The 19,006-nt window shown below is 69.2% G+C and carries 23 protein-coding genes and 1 tRNA gene; 4 read left to right on the top strand and 20 right to left on the bottom strand.

Annotated features, from left to right (window positions below; translation table 11 throughout):
- The first annotated feature begins 183 nt into the window (after window positions 1–183).
- Window positions 184–1,149 carry a response regulator gene (locus V6M57_RS02705; RefSeq protein ID WP_332813434.1) on the top strand — a complete coding sequence of 322 codons (966 nt, stop codon included), beginning with the start codon at window positions 184–186 and terminating at the stop codon, window positions 1,147–1,149.
- A 75-nt stretch (window positions 1,150–1,224) separates the two neighbouring features.
- On the opposite strand, the gene secA is transcribed toward V6M57_RS02705, so the two are convergent.
- Window positions 1,225–4,023, bottom strand: a complete 2,799-nt coding sequence (gene secA, locus V6M57_RS02700) for a preprotein translocase subunit SecA (protein ID WP_332813433.1) — start codon at window positions 4,021–4,023, stop codon at window positions 1,225–1,227.
- Window positions 4,024–4,147: 124 nt separating this feature from the next.
- Window positions 4,148–5,113 carry a M23 family metallopeptidase gene (locus tag V6M57_RS02695; RefSeq protein WP_332813432.1) on the bottom strand — a complete coding sequence of 322 codons (966 nt, stop codon included), beginning with the start codon at window positions 5,111–5,113 and terminating at the stop codon, window positions 4,148–4,150.
- A gap of 25 nt (window positions 5,114–5,138) precedes the next feature.
- Between V6M57_RS02695 and V6M57_RS02690 the strand changes: the two genes are divergently transcribed.
- Window positions 5,139–5,447, top strand: a complete 309-nt coding sequence (locus V6M57_RS02690) for a hypothetical protein (RefSeq protein ID WP_332813431.1) — start codon at window positions 5,139–5,141, stop codon at window positions 5,445–5,447.
- Between the two features lie 42 nt (window positions 5,448–5,489).
- Here V6M57_RS02690 and V6M57_RS02685 read toward each other — a convergent pair.
- The 6 genes from V6M57_RS02685 to petA all read right to left on the bottom strand — a co-directional run bounded on the left by V6M57_RS02685 (window position 5,490) and on the right by petA (window position 9,841).
- Window positions 5,490–5,564 (bottom strand) — tRNA-Thr (locus V6M57_RS02685).
- Window positions 5,565–5,795: 231 nt separating this feature from the next.
- A complete protein-coding gene (locus tag V6M57_RS02680; RefSeq protein ID WP_332813430.1) occupies window positions 5,796–6,302 on the bottom strand; it encodes a ClpXP protease specificity-enhancing factor in 507 nt (168 codons plus the stop codon).
- A gap of 26 nt (window positions 6,303–6,328) precedes the next feature.
- Window positions 6,329–6,940, bottom strand: coding sequence for a glutathione S-transferase N-terminal domain-containing protein (locus V6M57_RS02675; protein ID WP_324918091.1), 612 nt, complete (start codon window positions 6,938–6,940; stop codon window positions 6,329–6,331).
- Between the two features lie 97 nt (window positions 6,941–7,037).
- Window positions 7,038–7,802: a cytochrome c1 gene (locus tag V6M57_RS02670; RefSeq protein ID WP_332813429.1), complete on the bottom strand. Its 765-nt coding sequence runs from the start codon at window positions 7,800–7,802 to the stop codon at window positions 7,038–7,040.
- A 16-nt stretch (window positions 7,803–7,818) separates the two neighbouring features.
- On the bottom strand, window positions 7,819–9,231 hold the full coding sequence (locus V6M57_RS02665) for a cytochrome b (RefSeq protein ID WP_332813428.1): 1,413 nt from the start codon (window positions 9,229–9,231) through the stop codon (window positions 7,819–7,821).
- Window positions 9,232–9,244: 13 nt separating this feature from the next.
- Window positions 9,245–9,841, bottom strand: coding sequence for a ubiquinol-cytochrome c reductase iron-sulfur subunit (gene petA, locus V6M57_RS02660; RefSeq protein WP_332813427.1), 597 nt, complete (start codon window positions 9,839–9,841; stop codon window positions 9,245–9,247).
- A 137-nt stretch (window positions 9,842–9,978) separates the two neighbouring features.
- Here petA and mscL point away from each other — a divergent pair, with 137 nt between their 5' ends.
- A complete protein-coding gene (gene mscL / locus V6M57_RS02655) occupies window positions 9,979–10,413 on the top strand; it encodes a large conductance mechanosensitive channel protein MscL (RefSeq protein WP_332813426.1) in 435 nt (144 codons plus the stop codon).
- A 1-nt stretch (window position 10,414) separates the two neighbouring features.
- On the opposite strand, the gene pdxA is transcribed toward mscL, so the two are convergent.
- Window positions 10,415–11,470 (bottom strand): 4-hydroxythreonine-4-phosphate dehydrogenase PdxA, encoded by a 1,056-nt coding sequence (pdxA, locus tag V6M57_RS02650; protein WP_332813425.1) that lies wholly within the window; start codon window positions 11,468–11,470, stop codon window positions 10,415–10,417.
- Window positions 11,467–12,225, bottom strand: a complete 759-nt coding sequence (locus V6M57_RS02645) for a Nif3-like dinuclear metal center hexameric protein (RefSeq protein ID WP_332813424.1) — start codon at window positions 12,223–12,225, stop codon at window positions 11,467–11,469. Before V6M57_RS02645 ends, pdxA begins: the two co-directional genes overlap by 4 nt.
- A 133-nt stretch (window positions 12,226–12,358) precedes the next feature.
- On the opposite strand from V6M57_RS02645, the gene V6M57_RS02640 reads away from it, so the two are divergent.
- Window positions 12,359–13,504: a S1C family serine protease gene (locus V6M57_RS02640; protein ID WP_332813423.1), complete on the top strand. Its 1,146-nt coding sequence runs from the start codon at window positions 12,359–12,361 to the stop codon at window positions 13,502–13,504.
- Window positions 13,505–13,535: 31 nt separating this feature from the next.
- Here V6M57_RS02640 and tatC read toward each other — a convergent pair whose 3' ends face one another.
- From tatC to hisH, 10 genes are all read right to left on the bottom strand, one after another.
- Window positions 13,536–14,327 (bottom strand): twin-arginine translocase subunit TatC, encoded by a 792-nt coding sequence (tatC, locus tag V6M57_RS02635; protein WP_332813422.1) that lies wholly within the window; start codon window positions 14,325–14,327, stop codon window positions 13,536–13,538.
- The gene (tatB, locus tag V6M57_RS02630) at window positions 14,327–14,785 is read right to left on the bottom strand and encodes a Sec-independent protein translocase protein TatB (RefSeq protein ID WP_332813421.1); all 459 of its coding nucleotides are present in this window, start codon (window positions 14,783–14,785) and stop codon (window positions 14,327–14,329) included. The genes tatC and tatB overlap by 1 nt, the downstream gene beginning before the upstream one ends.
- 22 nt (window positions 14,786–14,807) lie before the next feature.
- Window positions 14,808–15,050 carry a Sec-independent protein translocase subunit TatA gene (tatA, locus tag V6M57_RS02625; protein ID WP_332813420.1) on the bottom strand — a complete coding sequence of 81 codons (243 nt, stop codon included), beginning with the start codon at window positions 15,048–15,050 and terminating at the stop codon, window positions 14,808–14,810.
- Window positions 15,051–15,133: 83 nt separating this feature from the next.
- A complete protein-coding gene (locus V6M57_RS02620) occupies window positions 15,134–15,496 on the bottom strand; it encodes a histidine triad nucleotide-binding protein (protein WP_332813419.1) in 363 nt (120 codons plus the stop codon).
- A 5-nt stretch (window positions 15,497–15,501) separates the two neighbouring features.
- Entirely contained in the window at window positions 15,502–15,858 is a 357-nt protein-coding gene (locus tag V6M57_RS02615) for a DUF4870 family protein (protein WP_332813418.1), read from the bottom strand.
- Complete coding sequence (locus V6M57_RS02610) at window positions 15,855–16,223, bottom strand: phosphoribosyl-ATP diphosphatase (RefSeq protein ID WP_332813417.1); 369 nt, start codon at window positions 16,221–16,223, stop codon at window positions 15,855–15,857. The genes V6M57_RS02615 and V6M57_RS02610 overlap by 4 nt, the downstream gene beginning before the upstream one ends.
- A gap of 5 nt (window positions 16,224–16,228) precedes the next feature.
- Entirely contained in the window at window positions 16,229–16,618 is a 390-nt protein-coding gene (gene hisI, locus V6M57_RS02605; protein WP_332813416.1) for a phosphoribosyl-AMP cyclohydrolase, read from the bottom strand.
- 32 nt (window positions 16,619–16,650) lie between these two features.
- Window positions 16,651–17,430: an imidazole glycerol phosphate synthase subunit HisF gene (gene hisF, locus V6M57_RS02600; RefSeq protein WP_332813415.1), complete on the bottom strand. Its 780-nt coding sequence runs from the start codon at window positions 17,428–17,430 to the stop codon at window positions 16,651–16,653.
- 126 nt (window positions 17,431–17,556) lie between these two features.
- Window positions 17,557–18,297 carry a 1-(5-phosphoribosyl)-5-[(5-phosphoribosylamino)methylideneamino]imidazole-4-carboxamide isomerase gene (hisA, locus tag V6M57_RS02595; RefSeq protein WP_332813414.1) on the bottom strand — a complete coding sequence of 247 codons (741 nt, stop codon included), beginning with the start codon at window positions 18,295–18,297 and terminating at the stop codon, window positions 17,557–17,559.
- A gap of 55 nt (window positions 18,298–18,352) precedes the next feature.
- Window positions 18,353–18,997 carry an imidazole glycerol phosphate synthase subunit HisH gene (gene hisH / locus V6M57_RS02590; RefSeq protein WP_332813413.1) on the bottom strand — a complete coding sequence of 215 codons (645 nt, stop codon included), beginning with the start codon at window positions 18,995–18,997 and terminating at the stop codon, window positions 18,353–18,355.
- Window positions 18,998–19,006: the final 9 nt, after the last annotated feature.

The following is a 19,006-nucleotide window of genomic DNA, read 5'->3' as shown; positions in this document are numbered from 1 at the left end:
TGTCAAAGTTAGCAGGCTCTCCCATTCGCCCGGCCCTCATCCTGCGCCGGGCTGTGACAATAGCAGCATCGCGTGACCACACCGACCACCCCACCCATGGACCCGTCCCCCGGGCCGATCGCCGACGTCGCCCCGGCGGCGGCGGCGTGCGCGGCCATCTAGGCGGCCGGCCCACCTGCACGCATGACTTTTCCCCTGTTCAGCCGCCCCGGCTCCCTCGCCTTCCTGGACGACGATCCGGACTACCTGGAGATGCTGGCGATGGTCCTGCCGCGCCGCTGGCACGCGCGGCTGTTCGTGCAGCCGCGCGAGTGCATCGCGCGGCTGCAGCAGGAACTGCCGTTCTGGGAGGCCGATGCCTGGAGCCAGCAGGAGCTGGTGGATCAGTGGCGCGCCGGCCGGCCGCTGGTGCCGCAGGTGCTGGCGTACTGGGCCCGCAGCAGCGAGCGCTTTTCGCTGACCCGGGTGTTCATGGTGGATTTCTCCATGCCGGAGGTGGACGGCCTGCAGGTGCTGGCCGCCCTGGGCGAGTGGCCGGGCGCGCGCGTGCTGCTGACCGGCCAGGCCGACGACCAGGTCGCCATCGACGCCTTCAACGGCGGCCTGATCGAGCAGTTCATCCCCAAGCAGACCGGCGACATCGGCCAGCGCCTGCAGGACGTGGTGGAGCGGCTGATGGCCGTGCCCCATCCCGCCCATGCACAGACCTGGCGCGCGACGCTCAGGCCCGAGCAACAGGCGCTGCTGCGCAAGCCGGCGGTCGCCCGCGACCTCGCGGCGCTGGCCGCCGGCCGCTGGGTGGAGCACGTGGTGATCGGCGATCCGTTCGGCGTGCTGGCGCTGGATGCGGCCGGCCGCGCCGGCTGGCTGCAGCTGGAAACCACCGCCGCCCTGCCGGCATTGGCCGAGATGGCGCAGCTGGAAGGGCTGGACCCGGGCACCGTGGCCGAGATCCGCGCCGGCCGCCGGCTGGCCAGCGTGGAAGTGAGCCAGTCCATGCGCCAGCCGCCGCAGGTGGCCGCCGCCTCGCCGGTCGGAGAAGACGGCGAGCTGCTGGCGGCCTGGTTCCCGCTGGCGGCCGCCGGCCTGGGCGATGCCGGCTACAAACACTGGCTGGCGCGCCAGCCGCTGCGCCACGTCTCGGCCTGAGCGGCGCGGGGCGCTGCCACTGTCAGTCCTGACAGTCGCCATGCGGCGCGAGCGCCGGCCGTCGCGCTGCGGCCCTCAGGCCAGCCGGCCGTGGCAATGCTTGTACTTCTTGCCGCTGCCGCACGGGCAGGGATCGTTGCGACCCACGCGCGGGACGGCTCCGGCGGCGACGGCGGCGGCCGCCGCCGTCGGGCGCGACGCGGCGGTGCTCTCGTCGAGCCGGCTCTCGGCCTCGCCGGTCTCGTTGGGCGCCGTGTAGGTGACGTTGGTGATGCGTTCGGCGCGCTCCTCCAGGTCTTCGGCGGCCTGCTCCAGCTGGGCGCCGGACTGCACCCGCACCGTCATGAGCACCTTGGTGACCTCGTTCTTGACCGAATCGAGGAGCTGGCCGAACAACTCGAACGCCTCGCGCTTGTATTCCTGCTTGGGCTGCTGCTGCGCGTAGCCGCGCAGGTGGATGCCCTGGCGCAGGTAGTCGAGCGCGGCGAGGTGCTCGCGCCAGTGGGTGTCGATGCTCTGCAGCAGCACGATGCGCTCGAACTGGGTGAAGTTCTCGGCGCCGATCTCCGCCACCTTGCGGTCGAACGCCTCGTGCGCGGCCTGCAGCACTTTCTCGAGGATGTCCTCGTCGCTGATGGCGCTGGACTCCTGCACCTGCTGGCCCAGCGGCAGCTGGATGCCCCAGTCGTCCGCCAGGGCCTTTTCCAGCCCGGCGATGTCCCACTGCTCCTCCACCGACTCGGACGGCACGTATTGGCGCACCAGGTCGGTGAAGCAGCCCTCGCGCAGCGCCGCGATCTGCGGGCCCAGGTCGGCCGCGTCCATGATGTCGTTGCGCTGCTGGTAGATCACCTTGCGCTGGTCGTTGGCGACGTCGTCGTACTCGAGCAGCTGCTTGCGGATATCGAAGTTGCGGCCCTCGACCTTGCGCTGCGCGCTCTCGATGCTGCGGGTGACGATGCCCGCCTCGATGGCCTCGCCGTCGGGCATCTTCAGGCGGTCCATGATCGCCTTGACCCGGTCGCCCGCGAAGATGCGCATCAGCGGGTCGTCCAGGCTCAGGTAGAAGCGCGAGGAGCCGGGGTCGCCCTGGCGGCCGGAGCGGCCGCGCAGCTGGTTGTCGATGCGGCGCGACTCGTGCCGCTCGGTCGCGATGATGCGCAGGCCGCCCTGCTGGACCACCCGGGCATGGTCCTTTTCCCAGGCCTCGCGCAGGGCCGCGATCTTCTGCTGCTTCGCTGCCGCGTCCAGGCTGTCGTCGGCCTCGACCGCCTCGATCGCCTTCTCCACGTTGCCGCCCAGCACGATGTCGGTGCCGCGGCCCGCCATGTTGGTGGCGATGGTGATCATCTTCGGGCGCCCGGCCTGGGCCACGATGTCGGCCTCGCGCGCGTGCTGCTTGGCGTTGAGCACCTGGCGCGGCAGGCCTTCCTTGTCCAGCAGCTTGTCGATGACCTCGGAGTTCTCGATCGAGCTGGTGCCCACCAGCACCGGCTGGCCGCGCTCGAAGCATTCGCGGATGTCCTGGATCGCGGCGGCGTATTTCTCGCGCGTGGTCTTGTAGACGCGGTCGAGCTGGTCGTCGCGTCGGCTCGGCTTGTTGGGCGGGATCACCACCGTCTCCAGGCCGTAGATCTCCTGGAATTCGTAGGCCTCGGTGTCGGCCGTGCCGGTCATGCCGGCGAGCTTGGCATACAGGCGGAAGTAGTTCTGGAAGGTGATCGACGCCAGCGTCTGGTTCTCGGCCTGGATCGGCACGCCTTCCTTGGCCTCCACCGCCTGGTGCAGGCCGTCGCTCCAGCGCCGGCCCGACATCAGGCGGCCGGTGAACTCGTCGACGATCACCACCTCGGGCCGGCCGTCCTCGCCGCGCTGCACCACGTAGTGCTGGTCGCGGTGGTACAGGTGCTTGGCCCGCAGCGCCGCGTACAGGTGGTGCACCAGCGTGATGTTGGCCGGGTCGTACAGCGACGCGCCGGCCGGGATCAGCCCGCGCTCGGCAAGGATGCGCTCGGCGTTCTCGTAGCCGATCTCCGTGAGGTAGACCTGGTGCGCCTTCTCGTCGACCGTGAAGTCACCGGGCTTGATGACGCCTTCGCCGGTGCGCGGGTCGGCTTCGCCCTCCTGCCGCTGCAGCAGCGGCACGACCTGGTTCATCGCGATGTACAGCTCGGTATGGTCCTCCGCCTGGCCGCTGATGATCAGCGGCGTGCGCGCCTCGTCGATCAGGATCGAGTCCACCTCGTCGACGATGGCGTAGTTCAGCCCGCGCTGCACCCGGTCGGCCGGCTCGTAGACCATGTTGTCGCGCAGGTAGTCGAAGCCGTACTCGTTGTTGGTGCCGTAGGTGATGTCGGCGCCGTAGGCAGCCTGCTTCTCCTCGCGCGGCATCTGCGGCAGGTTGACCCCGACGGTCAGCCCGAGGAAGTTGTACAGCCGCCCCATCCACTGCGCGTCGCGGTTGGCCAGGTAGTCGTTCACGGTCACCACGTGCACGCCCTTGCCGGCCAGCGCGTTCAGGTACACCGGCAGCGTGGCCGTGAGGGTCTTGCCCTCGCCGGTGCGCATCTCCGCGACCTTGCCCTGGTGCAGTGCGATGCCCCCGACCAGCTGCACGTCGAAGTGGCGCATCTTCATGACGCGCTTGGAGCCTTCGCGCACCACCGCGAAAGCCTCGGTCAGGATGGCGTCGAGCGACTCGCCGCCGGCCACGCGGTCCTTGAACTCCCGGGTCTTGGCGCGCAGCTGCTCGTCGTCCAGCTGCTCCAGCTGCGGCTCCAGTGCGTTGATCTGGGCCACGGTGCGCCGGTACTGCTTGAGCAACCGGTCGTTGCGGGAGCCGAAGATCTGGGTGAGGAAGTTCTTGGTGGCCATGAACGCGGTGCCGCCCGTCCGGGCCGCGAAAGGCCGGCAGGGCAGCGCAATCCTTGTTGTGCTGCAGCAGGTGGGGATGCCGCGCGGCGATGCAAGCACCGGCCGGGCGGCAAAGGGGACGATTTTACTGCCGGGCCGCAGCGGTGCTTCGCTTGCCGCGCGCCGCCGCCGCGGGGGCCGCCGCCACCTCGGCGCCGGCCCGCAGGAACTTCTGCGGGTCCTGCGGGACGCCCTGCACCAGCACCTCGAAGTGCAGGTGCGGCCCGGTCGAGCGCCCGGTGCTGCCGACTTCGGCGATCTTCTGGCCGCGCCTGACCAGGTCGCCCTTGCGGACCCATGTGCGCGAGGCGTGAGCGTAGCGGGTCACCAGGCCGTTGCCGTGGTCGACCTCGATCATCTGGCCGTAGGCCGGGTGCAGCTCCTGCGCGACCACCACGCCGCCCGAGGCGGCAAGGATGGGGGTGCCGGACTGGGCTTCGAAGTCCAGCCCGGTGTGCAGGGCCGAGCGGCCGGTGAAGGGGTCGATGCGCCACCCGAAGGCCGAACCGAGCGGGCCTTCGACCGGGTGCTGGGTCGGGATCATCATGCGACGCACCTTCTGGTCGAACAGGCGCGACTCGACCACGGTGAGCAGGTCGGAGTCGTGCTCGGCCAGCGCGTCCAGTTCAGCCAGGGTGCGGTCGAGCTCGTCCATGGAGAGCGGCCGGCCCGGCACCAGCACCCCGCCGCGGCCGGGCGTGCCCTTGATCTCGGCCGGGTTGAGCCCGGCCAGCCCCGACACCCGCTCGCCCAGCGCCTCCAGCTGGACCAGCTTGGCCTGCATCTCGCCCAGGCGGCGCGCCATGGCATCGAGGTTCTCGCGCAGGTAGCGGTCGCGCTGTTCGAACTCGTCCTTGACGATCAGCCGCACCAGCGTGCCGACCACCGGCCAGCCTTCGCGCGCGCCCTTGAGGAACACCCAGTGGTACAGCAGCGCGGCCGACAGCATCAGGGCCAGTGACAGCCCGGTCAGCGCGAGCAGCAGCCGAGGGCCGCTCAGGTGGATGGCGCGGCTCTTCGCGAGCCACGCGTCCGTGATAATGAAGTGCACTCCCGCCCCCTCTCCACTGCCACCCGTGAACCGCCGCCTGCATCCCGTGACCGTGCTCCAGGCCGCCGACGACTCGCCGACGCTGGCGAGGCTGGCGCAGCTGGCGCGCGAGTCCGCAGAGCGGCTCCGGGCGGTCGAATCGTTGATCCCCGCCACGCTGCGCCACCGGGTCAAGGCCGGCCCGATCGACGGGTCGGCCTGGTGCCTGCTCGTGGAGGGCAGCGCCGCGGCCGCCAAGCTCAGGCAGGTGCTGCCTGCCCTTCAAGCTCATCTGTGCAGCCGGGGCTGGCAGGTTACCGCAATCCGGATCAAGGTCCAAGCGCGCCCCGGCTGAGCTGTAACCGGATGTGGCGCGGGCCACCGCCTGGCGCGGCACTGGTGCCGATTGTCCGGATTGAACGGACGACCTACCGCTTACAAGGCGGTTGCTCTACCACTGAGCTAAATCGGCTTGGGGGGATTCTAGGGTGGTGCTGCGGGTGCTTGCCGACCGGCTCGCGAACTCTGGACGCGGGATGACGTGCTGCGCCAGCGGAGCTGCAATCGGGACTCTGGATCCCGGCTTTCGCTTTGCTCGGGGGGATGATGTGCTGCGCCAGCGGAGCTGCAATCGGGACCTGGATCCCGGCTTTCGCTTTGCTCGCCGGGATGACGTGCTACGCCAGCGGAGCTGGCTTGCACGTCACTTGATGCGCTTGAGGGCGGGGCGGGGGCCGGAAGGCGGTTTGGGGGGCTCGGTCTCGGGCCCGGCGCCGTCGCCCGCGACGTCGGGATTGACCAGCTGCACCACCTTGCCCTCCTGCTCCGGCGAGGAGCCGGCCGCGGCCACGCTGGTGAGCGGCGAGGGCCGCGGCGCCGGCGTACCGGATGCAGGCACCGGGAAGGCCATGCCCTGCCCGTTCTCGCGCGCATAGATCGCGATCACCCGGTTGACGGGCACCATGATCTCGCGGGCGCTGCCGGCGAAACGCGCCTTGAACTCGATGAACTCGTTGCCCAGCTTGAGCGAGCTGGTCGCGTCGAAGCTGATGTTCAGGACGATCTCGCCGTTCTTCACGTACTCGCGCGGCACCTGGACGGTTTCGTCCACGTGCACCGCAACATACGGCGTCAGGCCGTTGTCGGTGCACCAGTCGTACAGCGCCCGGATCAGGTACGGGCGCGTCGAGGTGGACTCCAGTGCGTTCATCGCTGCGGCTTGCCGCCTCCTGCTCTTTACTTGCGCATCACCTTCTCGGACGGCGTCAGGGCCTCAATGTACGCCGGTCGCGAGAAGATGCGCTCGGCGTACTTGAGCAACGGGGCTGCATTCTTGGACAACTCGATCCCGTAGTAGTCCATGCGCCACAGCAGCGGGGCGATGGCCACGTCGAGCATCGAGAAGTTCTCGCCCAGCATGTACTTGTTCTTCAGGAACACCGGGGCCAGCTGGGTCAGCCGGTCGCGGATGTGCGAACGCGCCTTCTCCAGCGCCTTCTCGTTGCCCTTGTTGCTGCGCGCCTCCAGCGTGCTGACGTGGGTGAACAGCTCCTTCTCGAAGTTGAGCAGGAACAGCCGCACGCGTGCGCGGTCGACCGGGTCGCCCGGCATCAGCTGCGGGTGCGGGAAGCGCTCGTCGATGTACTCGTTGATGATGTTCGACTCGTACAGGATGAGGTCGCGCTCGACCAGGATGGGGACCTGGCCGTAGGGGTTCATGACGTTGATGTCTTCCGGCTTGTTGTACAGGTCGACGTCGCGGATCTCGAAGTCCATGCCTTTTTCGAACAGCACGAACCGGCAGCGGTGGGAGAAGGGGCAGGTGGTTCCCGAGTACAGCACCATCATGGCTGGTAGCTCCTAAGAAATTGAAAACACGGCCGGCGCACAGCCGGCCGTGTCCTTCGAGGGCGCGTGCCCCGCGCGGCGGGGCGGCGTTTCCCGGCTATTTGACGTCTTTCCAGAACGCGGCGTTCAGTCGCCAGGCGATCACGGTGAAGCCCAGCAGGAACAGCAGCACCCACACGCCCACGCGCACCCGCGTGTTCTGCGCCGGCTCGGCCATCCACTGCAGGTAGCCCACCAGGCCGGCCACCGCCGCGTCGTACTCGGCCGGTGTCATCGTGCCGGGGCTGACCTGCTTCCAGCCCTTGAACACCTGCACGTCGTGGCCGTGCTCGCTGACCTTCTCGAACACCGGCTCGCGCTCGCCCTGCAGTTGCCACAGGGCATGCGGCATGCCCACGGCGGGGAACACCAGGTTGTTCCAGCCGGTGGCCTGGCTCGGGTCGCGGTAGAAGGTGCGCAGGAAGGTATACAGGTAGTCGGCACCGGTGCCCCCGGCGCCCGAGCGCGAACGCGCCACCAGGGTCAGGTCGGGGGGGTTGGCGCCGAACCAGTCCTTGGCCTGCTTCGGATCGATCGCGGCCTTCATGGTGTCGCCCACCTTGTCGGTGGTGAACAGCAGGTTGTCCTTGATCTGCTGCTCGGTCAGGCCGATGTCGCGCAGGCGGTTGTAGCGCATGAACGAGGCCGAATGGCAGCCCAGGCAGTAGTTGACGAACAGCTTCGCGCCGGTCTGCAGCGAGGGCAGGTCGTTCGTCATCTCGGGCGCCTTGTCCCAGGCGATCCCCTGGGTGGCCGCATGGGCGGGCACGACCGGCAGCAGCGCCGCCACCGACAGCGCCAGGGAGAGGAGAAGCTTTTTCATTTCGGTCTTGTCCCGGTCAGTGCGCGGCGTAGGTGATGCGGTCGGGCACCGGCTTGAACTCGCCCAGCCGGCTCCACCAGGGCATCAGCAGGAAGAAGCCGAAGTACAGCAGCGTGCCGACCTGCGCCATCCGCGTGAAGAGCGGCGTCACCGGCTGCACGCCGAGGTAGCCGAGCACCAGGAAGATCACCACGAACGCGCCATAGACCCACTTGTGCCAGTCCGGGCGGTAGCGGATCGACTTGACCGGGCTCTTGTCCAGCCAGGGCAGGAAGAACAGGATCAGCACCGAGCCGCCCATCACCACCACGCCCCAGAACTTGGCGTCGATCGCCAGCATCAGCGCGATGGCGATCGCCGCGACCACCGCGGTGGCGACCTTGCCGCCCATGGTCATGCGCGACTTCATGAAGCCGAAGGCCGCGGCCGCCACCACGCACAGCACCAGCGCGTACATCATCTCGCTGGTGATGGCACGCAGCATCGAGTAGAACGGCGTGAAGTACCACACCGGGGCGATGTGCGGCGGCGTCTTCAGCGGGTCGGCCGGGATGAAGTTGTTGTACTCCAGGAAGTAGCCGCCGAACTCGGGCGCGAAGAAGATGACGGCGCTGAACAGCATCAGGAACACCGACACGCCCACGATGTCATGCACCGTGTAGTAGGGATGGAACGGGATGCCGTCCAGCGGCTTGCCGTTGGCGTCCATCGGGGCGTTCGGGCCCTTGATCTCGATGCCGTCGGGGTTGTTCGAGCCGACGTCGTGCAGCGCCAGCAGGTGCGCCACCACCAGGCCGAGCAGCACCAGCGGCACCGCGATCACGTGGAAGCTGAAGAAGCGGTTCAGCGTGGCGTCGCTCACCACGTAGTCGCCGCGGATCAGCAGCGCCAGGTCGGGGCCGATGAAGGGGATGGCGGAGAACAGGTTGACGATCACCTGCGCGCCCCAGTAGGACATCTGGCCCCAGGGCAGCAGGTAGCCCATGAAGGCCTCGGCCATCAGCACCAGGAAGATGGCGCAGCCGAACAGCCAGACCAGCTCGCGCGGCTTGCGGTAGCTGCCGTACATCAGCCCGCGGAACATGTGCAGGTAGACGACGATGAAGAACGCCGACGCGCCGGTGGAGTGCATGTAGCGCACCAGCCAGCCCCAGGGCACGTCGCGCATGATGTACTCGACCGAGGCGAACGCGAGGTTCGCGTCGGGCTTGTAGTGCATCACCAGGAAGATGCCGGTGACGATCTGGATCACCAGCACCAGCAGCGACAGCGAGCCGTAGAAGTACCAGGCGTTGAAGTTCTTCGGCGCGTAGTAGCCCGACATGTGCTTCTCGTACTCGGAGAAGGCGGTCGGGAAGCGGTTCTCGAACCAGTTCGTGAGCTTGGCGCCCATGCTGGCGTTGGGGGAGATTTCCTTGAATTCAGCCATCGTGCTTCCCCGCTCAGGCCTTCTTGTCTTCGCCGATCAGCAGGCGGGTGTCCGACAGGTACATGTACGGGGGCACTTCCAGGTTGTCGGGCGCGGGCTTGTTCTTGAAGACGCGGCCGGCCAGGTCGAAGGTGGAGCCGTGGCAGGGGCACAGGAACCCGCCGTTCCAGTCGTCGGGCAGCGAGGGCTGCGGACCCGGCTGCAGCTTGTCGGTGGGCGAGCAGCCCAGGTGCGAGCAGATGCCGACGGCGACGAACACCTCGGGCTTGATCGAGCGGTACTGGTTCTTCGCGTACTCGGGCGTCGGATAGGCGGTGCGCTCGGAATCGGGGTCGGCGACCTCCGGCTGGGTCTTCTCCAGCGAGGCCAGCATCTCGGGCGTGCGCTTGAGGATCCACACCGGCTTGCCGCGCCACTCGACCGTCACCTTCTCGCCCGGCTTGAGCGCCGCGATGTCCACTTCCACCGGCGCGCCGGCGGCCTTGGCGCGCTCGGACGGCTGGAAGCTGGCCACGAAGGGAACGGCAGTGAAAGCAGCGCCTGCCGCGCCAGCGCAGCCGGACGCGATCAGCCACGTCCGCTTGCTGGTGTCCAGTGGGGTGTCACTCATGGGGTCCTCGGGGGAGATCGCTTGGAAGGTCAACCAGTGATTGTAGCGGAGCGTATCGGGGCGATTCCACTGCAGCCGGCGTGGTGCGCGCGCCTGCCTCAGGCGATACTCGCGCCTGTGTTGCGGAGGGTCAACGAATGGGAATGCTGAAGGAATTCCGCGAATTCGCGGTCAAGGGCAGCGTCATCGACCTGGCGGTCGGCGTGATCATCGGCGCTGCGTTCACCAAGATCGTCGATTCGCTGGTCAAGGACGTCATCATGCCGGTGGTCTCGGTCGTCGGCGGCAACCTGGACTTCTCGAACCTGTTCGTCGTGCTGGGCCGCATCCCGGAAGGGGTGCCGCGCACCCTGGCCGACCTGAACAGGGCCGGCGTGCCGGTATTCGCCTGGGGCAGCTTCGTCACCGTGGTGGTGAACTTCGCGATCCTGGCCTTCATCGTCTTCCTGATGGTCAAGCAGATCAACCGCCTCAAGCGCGCCCAGGCCGAGCCGGCTGCAGCCGCGCCGGCGGCACCGCCCGAGGACATCGTCCTGCTGCGCGAGATCCGCGACAGCCTGCGCGGGAAATAGGTCAGGCGCCGGCGAGTCGCCGCGCCATCCGCACCGCCGCCAGCAGGCTGGCCGGGTCGGCCCGGCCGGTGCCGGCGATGTCGAAGGCGGTGCCGTGGTCGGGGCTGGTGCGCACCAGGGGCAGCCCCAGCGTGACGTTGACGCCCTTGTCCACGCCCAGGTACTTGACCGGGATCAGCCCCTGGTCATGGTACATGGCCAGCACCACGTCGAACTCGCCCGGCCGCTGCGGCGTGGCGCGGGCCCGCATGAACACCGTGTCGGGAGCCCAGGGGCCGGACGCGTCGATTCCCTCGGCCCGCGCCGCGGCGATGGCCGGCGCGATCGCGTCGGCCTCCTCGCGGCCGAACAGCCCACCCTCGCCCGCGTGCGGGTTGAGTCCGGCCACCGCGATGCGCGGCGCGCGCCCGAGCAGCCCCGAGAGCGAGGCATGCGCGATGCGCAGCGACTGCAGCACGCCCTCCCGGGTCACGGCCTCGATCGCCTCGCGCAGCGACACGTGGATGCTCACCAGCACCGTGCGCAACTCGTCGCTGGCCAGCATCATGCGCACCGGCATCCGGTCGATCGGGCAGCCGGCATGGGCCGCGCACCGCGCCTGCAGCAACTCCGTGTGCCCGGGGAAGGGCACCCCCGCGGCGGCCAGCGCTTCCTTGTGCAGCGGCGCCGTGACCAGGCCGGCGATCTCGCCGCGCAGGGCGGCGTCGGCGGCCCAGGTGACGGCCTCGGCGGCGATGCGGCCGGCTGCCGCATCGACCTGCCCCCAGCGCACCAGCGCGTGCGCCGGGCTGGTCGGCAGCAGCGGAATGCACTGCGGCGGGACGGCGAAGGCTTCGGCCGGGTCGCCGATCACCGCCACCGGCAAGGCAAGCTGCCCCTCGCCCGCGGCCGCTACGCTGGCCCGGCGCAGGTGCATCAACTCGCCGGCCACGAAGCATCCGGCCAGGTCGCCCGGCGCGTCACGGAACAGGCGGGCAATGATCTCGCCGCCGATCCCGGCCGGATCGCCCTGGGTGATCGCCAGCGGCCTGGCCGCCCTGCCCTGCGCCGCGCTCATGCCGGGTTGTCGATGTCGACGAAGCGGTGCTCCAGGCCCAGCTGCGCCGCCACGTGGGCGGCCACGGCCGGGGCGCCGTAACGCTCGGTCGCATGGTGGCCGCAGGCGAGGAAGCTCACCCCGCACTCGCGTGCGTAGTGCGCCTGCGGCTCGGAGATCTCGCCGGTGATGAAGGCCTGCGCGCCGGCCGCGATGGCCGCTTCGAACCAGCCCTGGGCGCCGCCGGTGCACCAGGCGATGCGGCCGATCGGGCCGTCCCCGCCCTCGACCAGGGTCACGGGCCGGCCGAGCGCCTGCTGCACGTGGTCGGCCAGCGCGCGCGGCCCGGCGAATGGCCCCTCCTGCACGCGTGCGCCCAGGAACCCGAGGTCCTGGTCGCCGAACCGGGCCTGTGCCTGCAGGCCCAGCACCCGGCCGAGCTGCGCGTTGTTGCCCAGCTCGGGGTGCGCGTCCAGCGGCAGGTGGTAGGCGAACAGGTTGATGTCGTGCTGCAGCAGCAGGGCCAGCCGCTGCTTCATCCAGCCGGTGACGCGCCCGTCCTGGCCACGCCAGAACAGCCCGTGGTGGACCAGCAGCGCGTCGGCCTGCGCGGCAATGGCGGCCTCGATCAGGGCCCGGCTGGCGGTGACCCCGGAGACGATGCGCCGCACGGCGGCGCGGCCCTCGACCTGCAGCCCGTTGGGGCCGTAGTCCTTGAAGCGCGCCGGCTCGAGCAGGGCATCGAAGGCGTCGGCCAGTTGCTGTCGCGTGGTCATGGGCAGAGGCGAAATCCCGATTGTGGAGCAGCCGCCGCGCCTTCGCTGCTCATGCGCAGCGGAGGCGCCGATGGAGGAGCGCGCCACGATGCCGCCGTCTACACTGGCGGCTTGTTCCGCTCGCCGTGTTTCCATGCGCCGTTACTGGCTCCTCTTTTCCCAGGCCGTCACCCTCGTCCTGGCCGCCTGGTTCGTGGTGGCCACGCTCAAGCCGGACTGGCTGCGCGGGGCCTCCGTGACCACCCACACCGGGGTGGCGCTGGTGGAAGCCCCGACGCCCGCCCATGCGCCGCCGCCGGTGGGCAGTTTCCGCCAGGCGGCGCAGCGCGCGTCCGCGGCCGTCGTCAGCATCAACACCAGCAAGGCGCCGCCCAGCCACCCGCAGCTGAATGACCCCTGGTTCCGCTTCTTCTTCGGCGACCAGGGCGGCCAGCCGCAGGTCGGCCTGGGCAGCGGCGTCATCATCAGCCCCGAGGGCTACATCCTCACCAACAACCACGTGGTCGAGGGCGCCGACGAGATCGAGGTCACCCTCAACGACTCGCGCACCGCCCAGGCCAAGGTGATCGGCACCGATCCCGAAACCGACCTGGCCGTGCTCAAGATCACGCTCGACCGGCTGCCGGTGATCACGCTGGGCAACTCCGATTCGCTGCAGGTGGGCGACCAGGTGCTGGCCATCGGCAATCCGTTCGGCGTCGGCCAGACCGTCACCAGCGGCATCGTCAGTGCGCTGGGTCGCAACCAGCTGGGCATCAACACCTTCGAGAACTTCATCCAGACCGACGCCGCCATCAACCCCGGCAACTCGGGCGGTGCCCTGGTCGACGTCAACGGACAGCTGATGGGCGTCAACACCGCGATCTACTCCCGCTCGGGCGGCAGCATGGGCATCGGCTTCGCCATCCCCGTGTCCACCGCCAAGCAGGTGCTGGAGGGCATCGTCAAGGAGGGCGTGGTGCGGCGCGGCTGGATCGGCGTGGAGCCGGCCGACCTGTCGCCCGACCTGATGGAGACCTTCGGGGTCAAGGCCCGGCACGGCGTGCTGGTGACCGGCGTGCTGCAGAACGGGCCGGCCGCCCAGGCCGGGCTGCGGCCGGGCGACGTGATCGTCGACGTGGCCGGCAAGCCGATCGCCAACGTGTCGGAACTGCTCACGACGGTGGCGGCGCTCAAGCCGGGCACCCCGGCCGCCTTCAAGGTCCAGCGCCGGAACGAAGCGCTGGAGCTGAACGTCACGCCCGGCGAGCGGCCCCGGCCGCGCGCGATGGTGCGCTAGGGCCGCAAGCGGGGCTGCCGCCGGCCGGCGCTCAGGACGCCTTCTCGGCTTCCGAGTCGTCCTCCGGGGCGCGCGAGACCTTGACGAACCACCGGGCCCCGACGATGCCCACCTCGTAGAGGATGACCATGGGAATGGCCAGGGCCAGCTGCGAGATGACGTCGGGCGGGGTGACGACCGCCGCGATCACGAACGCCACCACGATGAAGTAGCCGCGGAACTCCTTCAGCTTGGCGATCGACACCATGTCGAAGCGCACCAGCAGCATCACCACGATCGGCACCTGGAAGGCCAGTCCGAACGCGAGGTACAGCGACAGGATGGCCTCGACGTAGGAGGCGATGTCCGGCGTGGCCGCCACGCTGTCGGGCGTGAACCCCTGGATGAAGCCGAACATGCGGTCGAGCACGAAGAACTGCACGAAGCCGATCCCGGCGTAGGCCAGCAGGCTGCCGAAGATGATCAGCGGCAGCGCGAAGCGCCGCTCGTGGCTGTACAGGCCGGGGGCCACGAAGGACCAGGCCTGGTACATCAGCCAGGGCAGCACCACCAGCACCGCCACCATCAGCAGCACCTTCAGCGGCACGAAGAACGGCGAGAACACGCCGACCGCGATCAGCTTGGTGTCGGGCGGCATGTGGGCGCGGATCGGCTGCGCGATGAAGTCGATCAGCCCGTTGGGGCCGGGCCAGATCGCCAGCGCGATGACGGCCAGCGCGATGCCGTAGACGCAGTAGAGCAGCCGGTCGCGCAGCTCCACCAGGTGGGCGACGAAGGGCTGCTCGGTGCCGGCGAGTTCGTCTTCCTTTTCGGGCTGGGACATCAGTCGAACTTCTTCGGGCGGTAGCGTGCCACGCGGGCGGCGCCCGAAAGCGCGCGGGTACGGATGCCGTTGCGGGCCTTGTACCAGTGCGGGGTGGCGCCCTGCTTGAGGCGCCATTTCTTGCGCGGATGGCGGTATTCCGGATAGGAAGGCGGCTCCTGGAGGGCCGGCGAGGATGGGCCCACGGCGTCGGACCACTCCTTCTCGAAGTCGGCGGCGCCCGAGCGCACCGACTGCTCGACGTCGCGGGCGGCCGTCTCCACGTTTTCCTTCATCTTGCGAAGCTCGTCGAGCTCCATCGAGCGGTTGACTTCCGCCTTGACGTCATTGACGTAGCGCTGGGCCTTGCCCAGCAGCGTGCCGACCGTGCGGGCGACGCGCGGCAGCTTCTCGGGGCCGATGACGATCAACGCCACCACCCCGATCAGCGCCATCTTGGATAGGCCGAGGTCGATCACCCCGCAGCGCCCTCGCCTCGCCTCACGACTTGTTGCGGGCCTCGACGTCGATGGTCGTCTTGTCGGCGCTGCCCGATGGCTTGTTGGCGACCTGGCCGGCTGGCGGCACCGCCTCGTCCGGGGTCGAGCCGTCGCGCATGCCGTCCTTGAAGCCCTTGACGGCGCCGCCGAGGTCGGACCCCATGTTCTTCAGCTTCTTGGTGCCGAACACCAGCACCACGATCAGCAGCACGATCAGCCAGTGCCAGATGGAAATGGAACCCATGGATCAACTCCTGTATGAATGTGCTGATTTTAGTCGGGCGGCCCGCGCGGAACGCGGATGCGCCCGGGAGGGCAGGCGGCGTTTCAGCCTTTGAGCCAGGGCCGGGGGCCGCCCATCACGTGCACGTGCAGGTGGTGGATTTCCTGTCCGCCTTCGGCCCCGGTGTTGATCACCACCCGGTGGCCCCCATCGGGGTAGGGACGGCACCCCTCCTGCAAGGCCAGGCGCGGCGCCAGGGCCAGCATGCGCCCCAGCAGCGGCGCGTGCTCGTCGGCCACGTGCGCGAGCGACGTCACGTGCTGCTTCGGGACCATCAGGAAGTGGACCGGCGCCCACGGGTGGATGTCGTGGAAGACGAAGATCTCCTCGTCCTCGTACACCTTGCGCGAGGGGATCTTGCCCTCGACGATCTTGCAGAAAAGGCAGTTGGGGTCGGCTTGGCTCATGGCTTTCAGCGGGGAGGGCGGCCGTCGGTGAAGCGCAGCCAGCCGCGGATGCAGCGATACAGGTACCACAGGCCCACCAGCGCATGCGCGATGAAGCCGGGCAGGAACAGCAGCAGGTACAGCGGCGCCGTCACCACCAGCCACAGCAGGCTCCACCAGAAGGTGGCGATCATGTAGTTGTGGTGGGCCGCGTAGACCGCATCGAGCTCGTCGGCGCGCCGGATGTAGTTGACCACCATGGCGATCACCGCCAGCACCCAGTAGGTGAACGGCGCAAAGGTGTGCATGCCGTACAGCACGTGCATGACCGTGCGGTCGCCCGGCTCCTTGCGCTCGAATGCGCTGAAGTCGGTTTCGCTCATTGCCCTGCTCCTTCGCGCTCGCGCGCCTTGCGCAATGCCTTTTCCTCGATGCCGCTGGTGCCTTCGCGGCGCTCCAGCTCGGCGATCACGTCGGCCGGCGACAGGCCGTAGTGCGCCAGCGCCACCAGGCTGTGGAACCACAGGTCGGCCACCTCGCCCACCAGCCGCGCCGGGTCGCCGCCGCGGTCGCAGTCCTTGGCGGCCATCACCACCTCGGTGGCCTCCTCGCCGATCTTCTTGAGGAAGGCGTCGGGGCCCTTGTGCAGCAGGCGCGCGACGTAGCTGCGATCCGGATCGCCGCCGCGGCCGGGCTTGCGGCTTTCGATCACGGCGGCCAGCCGGGCCAGGGAGTCGTTGGCGCTCATGGCATTCAGGTGTAGATCTCGGACGGGTTCTTCAAGACCGGCTCGACGCCAACCCAGCGCCCGCCTTCCTGTCGCCGGAAGAAACAGCTGTGACGGCCGGTGTGGCAGGCGATCGACGGGTCGTGACCCAGCTGCGTGACCTTCAGCAGCAGCACGTCGCCGTCGCAATCCAGGCGGATCTCATGGACCTGCTGCACGTGGCCGGATTCCTCGCCCTTGAACCACAGGCGCTGGCGCGAGCGGCTGAAATACACGGCCCGCCCCAGTTCGGCGGTCTTGCGCAGCGCCTCGCGGTCCATCCAGGCGAACATCAGCACGTCGCCGGTGGCCTGCTCCTGCGCGATCACCGGCACCAGTCCGGCGCTGTCCCACTTGACCTGGTCGAGCCAATCCATGGCCGCATTGTCGGCCATCCGGGCGGCCACCCTCAGGTGCGCACCGGAATGCCGCGCCCGGCCATGTGGGCCTTGGCCTGGGCGACGGTGTACTCGCCGAAATGGAAGATGCTGGCGGCCAGCACGGCGTCGGCCCCGCCCTGCTGCACGCCGTCGGCCAGGTGGTCGAGGTTGCCGACGCCGCCGGAGGCGATCACCGGCACCGGCACCGCATCGCTGACCGCGCGCGTCAGTTCGAGGTCGAAGCCCGTCTTGGTGCCATCGCGGTCCATGCTGGTCAGCAGGATCTCGCCGGCGCCCCGGCCGGCCATCTCGACCGCCCACCGGACCGCGTCCAGCCCGGTATTGCGGCGCCCGCCGTGGCTGTAGACGTCCCAGCCGGGGCCGCGGTCGGCCTCGTCGCCGCCGGTCCGCCGCTTGGCGTCGATGGCCACCACGATGCACTGCGAGCCGTACTTGCCGGACGCCGCGCTGATCACGTCCGGGTTGGCGATGGCGGCCGAATTGAAGCTGGTCTTGTCGGCGCCGGCGTTGAGCAGCCGGCGCACGTCTTCCACGGTCCGCACGCCGCCGCCCACCGTCAGCGGGATGAACACCTGCGAAGCCACCGCTTCGATCACGGGCAGGATCAGGTCGCGGGCATCGCTGGTGGCCGTGATGTCCAGGAAGGTCAGCTCGTCGGCACCCTGCTCGTTGTAGCGGGCGGCGATCTCCACCGGGTCGCCGGCATCGCGCAGTTCGACGAAGTTGACGCCCTTGACGACCCGGCCGCCGGTGACGTCGAGGCAGGGGATGATGCGCTTGGCGAGCATGCGTCGATTCTAGGAAATGACGAATGACCTCCGCCGCTGCGCGGCGTCGATGACGAATGACGCGTCAGTCATTCGTCATCTGTCATTCGTCATGCATCGATGGCGGCGGCAGCCGGCGTCGATGCGTCATGCGCCGATCTCGTCGGCCCGGGCCTGCGCCTGGACGAAGTCGAGGTCGCCGGAATAGATGGCGCGGCCGCAGATCACGCCCTCGATGCCCTCATCCTCGACCGCGCACAGCTTCTCGATGTCGGCCAGGCCGGAGAGGCCGCCGGAGGCGATGACCGGGATGGTCAGCGACTGCGCCAGCTTGACGGTGGCCTCGACGTTGATGCCGGTGAGCATGCCGTCGCGGCCGATGTCGGTGTAGACGATGGATTCGACGCCCCAGTCCTGGAACTTGCGGGCCAGGTCGACCACCTCGTGGCCGGTCAGCTTGCTCCAGCCGTCGGTGGCGACCTTGCCGTCCTTGGCGTCCAGGCCCACGATGATGTGGCCGCCGAACGCGCTGCAGGCATCCTTCAGGAAGCCCGGGTTCTTGACGGCGGCGGTGCCGATGATCACGTAGCGCAGGCCGCCGTCGATGTACTTCTCGATCGTGTCCAGGTCGCGGATGCCGCCGCCCAGTTGCACCGGGATGTCGTCGCCCACCGCCTTGAGGATGGAACGGATGGCGGCGAAGTTCTGCGGCTTGCCGGCGAAGGCGCCGTTCAGGTCCACCAGGTGCAGCCGCCGGGCTCCCCTGGACAGCCAGTGGCGGGCCATGGCGGCGGGGTCCTCGCTGAAGGTGGTGGCCTGGTCCATGTCGCCTTGCTTGAGGCGCACGCAATGCCCGTCCTTCAGGTCGATCGCGGGGATGAGAAGCATCGGGGGAGGTTGTCGGCGTGGGAAAACGGGGGCTGCGCGCCGCGCCCGCGGGGCGTCAGGGATTCCAGCGCAGGAAATTGCGGTACAGGGCCAGGCCGGCGTCGGCGCTTTTCTCGGGGTGGAACTGGGTCGCAAAAATATTATCGCGGGCCAGCGCGGCGGTAAAGCGGCCGCCGTAGTCGGTCTCGCCGGCGCTGTGGCGCGCATCCGACGGGCAGGCGTAGTAGCTGTGGACGAAATAGAACCAGGCGCCATCGGCGATGCCTTCCCACAGCGGGTGGGGCCGGGCCTGCCAGACCCGGTTCCAGCCCATCTGCGGCACCTTGAAGCGGCTGCCATCGGGCTGCAGCCGCCCTTCCAGCCGGAACCGCCGCACCTCGCCGGGGATGAGGCCCAGGCCGTCGCTGGGGCCTTCCTCGCTGCGATCGAGCAGCATCTGCATGCCCACGCAGACGCCGAACAGCGGCTTGGCGGCCGCGGCCTCCAGCACCGCCGGCAGCAGGCCCGATTCACGCAGCTCGCGCATGCAATCGGGCATGGCGCCCTGGCCGGGCAGCACGACGCGTTCGGCCGCGCGCACCGCTTCGGGACGCCCGGTGATCACCACCTGCAAGCCGCTGCCGCGGGCCGCGTGGGCCACCGCCTGCGAGACCGACCGCAGGTTGCCCATGCCGTAGTCGACGACCGCTACCGAATTCATCTGGCTCGA

Source organism: Ramlibacter sp. (assembly GCF_036676645.1).
Classification (GTDB): domain Bacteria; phylum Pseudomonadota; class Gammaproteobacteria; order Burkholderiales; family Burkholderiaceae_C; genus Ramlibacter.
The sequence above is the reverse complement of the archived record's forward strand: the minus strand, read 5'-3'. Positions and strand labels throughout refer to the sequence as shown.

Coding starts and splice junctions, on each gene's coding strand:
- V6M57_RS02705 (WP_332813434.1), top strand. CDS start 184: ATGACTTTTCCCCTGTTCAGCCGCCCCGGCTCCCTCGCCTTCCTGGAC.
- secA (WP_332813433.1), bottom strand. CDS start 4,023: ATGGCCACCAAGAACTTCCTCACCCAGATCTTCGGCTCCCGCAACGAC.
- V6M57_RS02680 (WP_332813430.1), bottom strand. CDS start 6,302: ATGAACGCACTGGAGTCCACCTCGACGCGCCCGTACCTGATCCGGGCG.
- V6M57_RS02675 (WP_324918091.1), bottom strand. CDS start 6,940: ATGATGGTGCTGTACTCGGGAACCACCTGCCCCTTCTCCCACCGCTGC.
- V6M57_RS02670 (WP_332813429.1), bottom strand. CDS start 7,802: ATGAAAAAGCTTCTCCTCTCCCTGGCGCTGTCGGTGGCGGCGCTGCTG.
- V6M57_RS02665 (WP_332813428.1), bottom strand. CDS start 9,231: ATGGCTGAATTCAAGGAAATCTCCCCCAACGCCAGCATGGGCGCCAAG.
- petA (WP_332813427.1), bottom strand. CDS start 9,841: ATGAGTGACACCCCACTGGACACCAGCAAGCGGACGTGGCTGATCGCG.
- mscL (WP_332813426.1), top strand. CDS start 9,979: ATGGGAATGCTGAAGGAATTCCGCGAATTCGCGGTCAAGGGCAGCGTC.
- pdxA (WP_332813425.1), bottom strand. CDS start 11,470: ATGAGCGCGGCGCAGGGCAGGGCGGCCAGGCCGCTGGCGATCACCCAG.
- V6M57_RS02645 (WP_332813424.1), bottom strand. CDS start 12,225: ATGACCACGCGACAGCAACTGGCCGACGCCTTCGATGCCCTGCTCGAG.
- V6M57_RS02640 (WP_332813423.1), top strand. CDS start 12,359: ATGCGCCGTTACTGGCTCCTCTTTTCCCAGGCCGTCACCCTCGTCCTG.
- tatC (WP_332813422.1), bottom strand. CDS start 14,327: ATGTCCCAGCCCGAAAAGGAAGACGAACTCGCCGGCACCGAGCAGCCC.
- tatA (WP_332813420.1), bottom strand. CDS start 15,050: ATGGGTTCCATTTCCATCTGGCACTGGCTGATCGTGCTGCTGATCGTG.
- V6M57_RS02620 (WP_332813419.1), bottom strand. CDS start 15,496: ATGAGCCAAGCCGACCCCAACTGCCTTTTCTGCAAGATCGTCGAGGGC.
- V6M57_RS02615 (WP_332813418.1), bottom strand. CDS start 15,858: ATGAGCGAAACCGACTTCAGCGCATTCGAGCGCAAGGAGCCGGGCGAC.
- V6M57_RS02610 (WP_332813417.1), bottom strand. CDS start 16,223: ATGAGCGCCAACGACTCCCTGGCCCGGCTGGCCGCCGTGATCGAAAGC.
- hisI (WP_332813416.1), bottom strand. CDS start 16,618: ATGGATTGGCTCGACCAGGTCAAGTGGGACAGCGCCGGACTGGTGCCG.
- hisF (WP_332813415.1), bottom strand. CDS start 17,430: ATGCTCGCCAAGCGCATCATCCCCTGCCTCGACGTCACCGGCGGCCGG.
- hisA (WP_332813414.1), bottom strand. CDS start 18,297: ATGCTTCTCATCCCCGCGATCGACCTGAAGGACGGGCATTGCGTGCGC.
- hisH (WP_332813413.1), bottom strand. CDS start 18,997: ATGAATTCGGTAGCGGTCGTCGACTACGGCATGGGCAACCTGCGGTCG.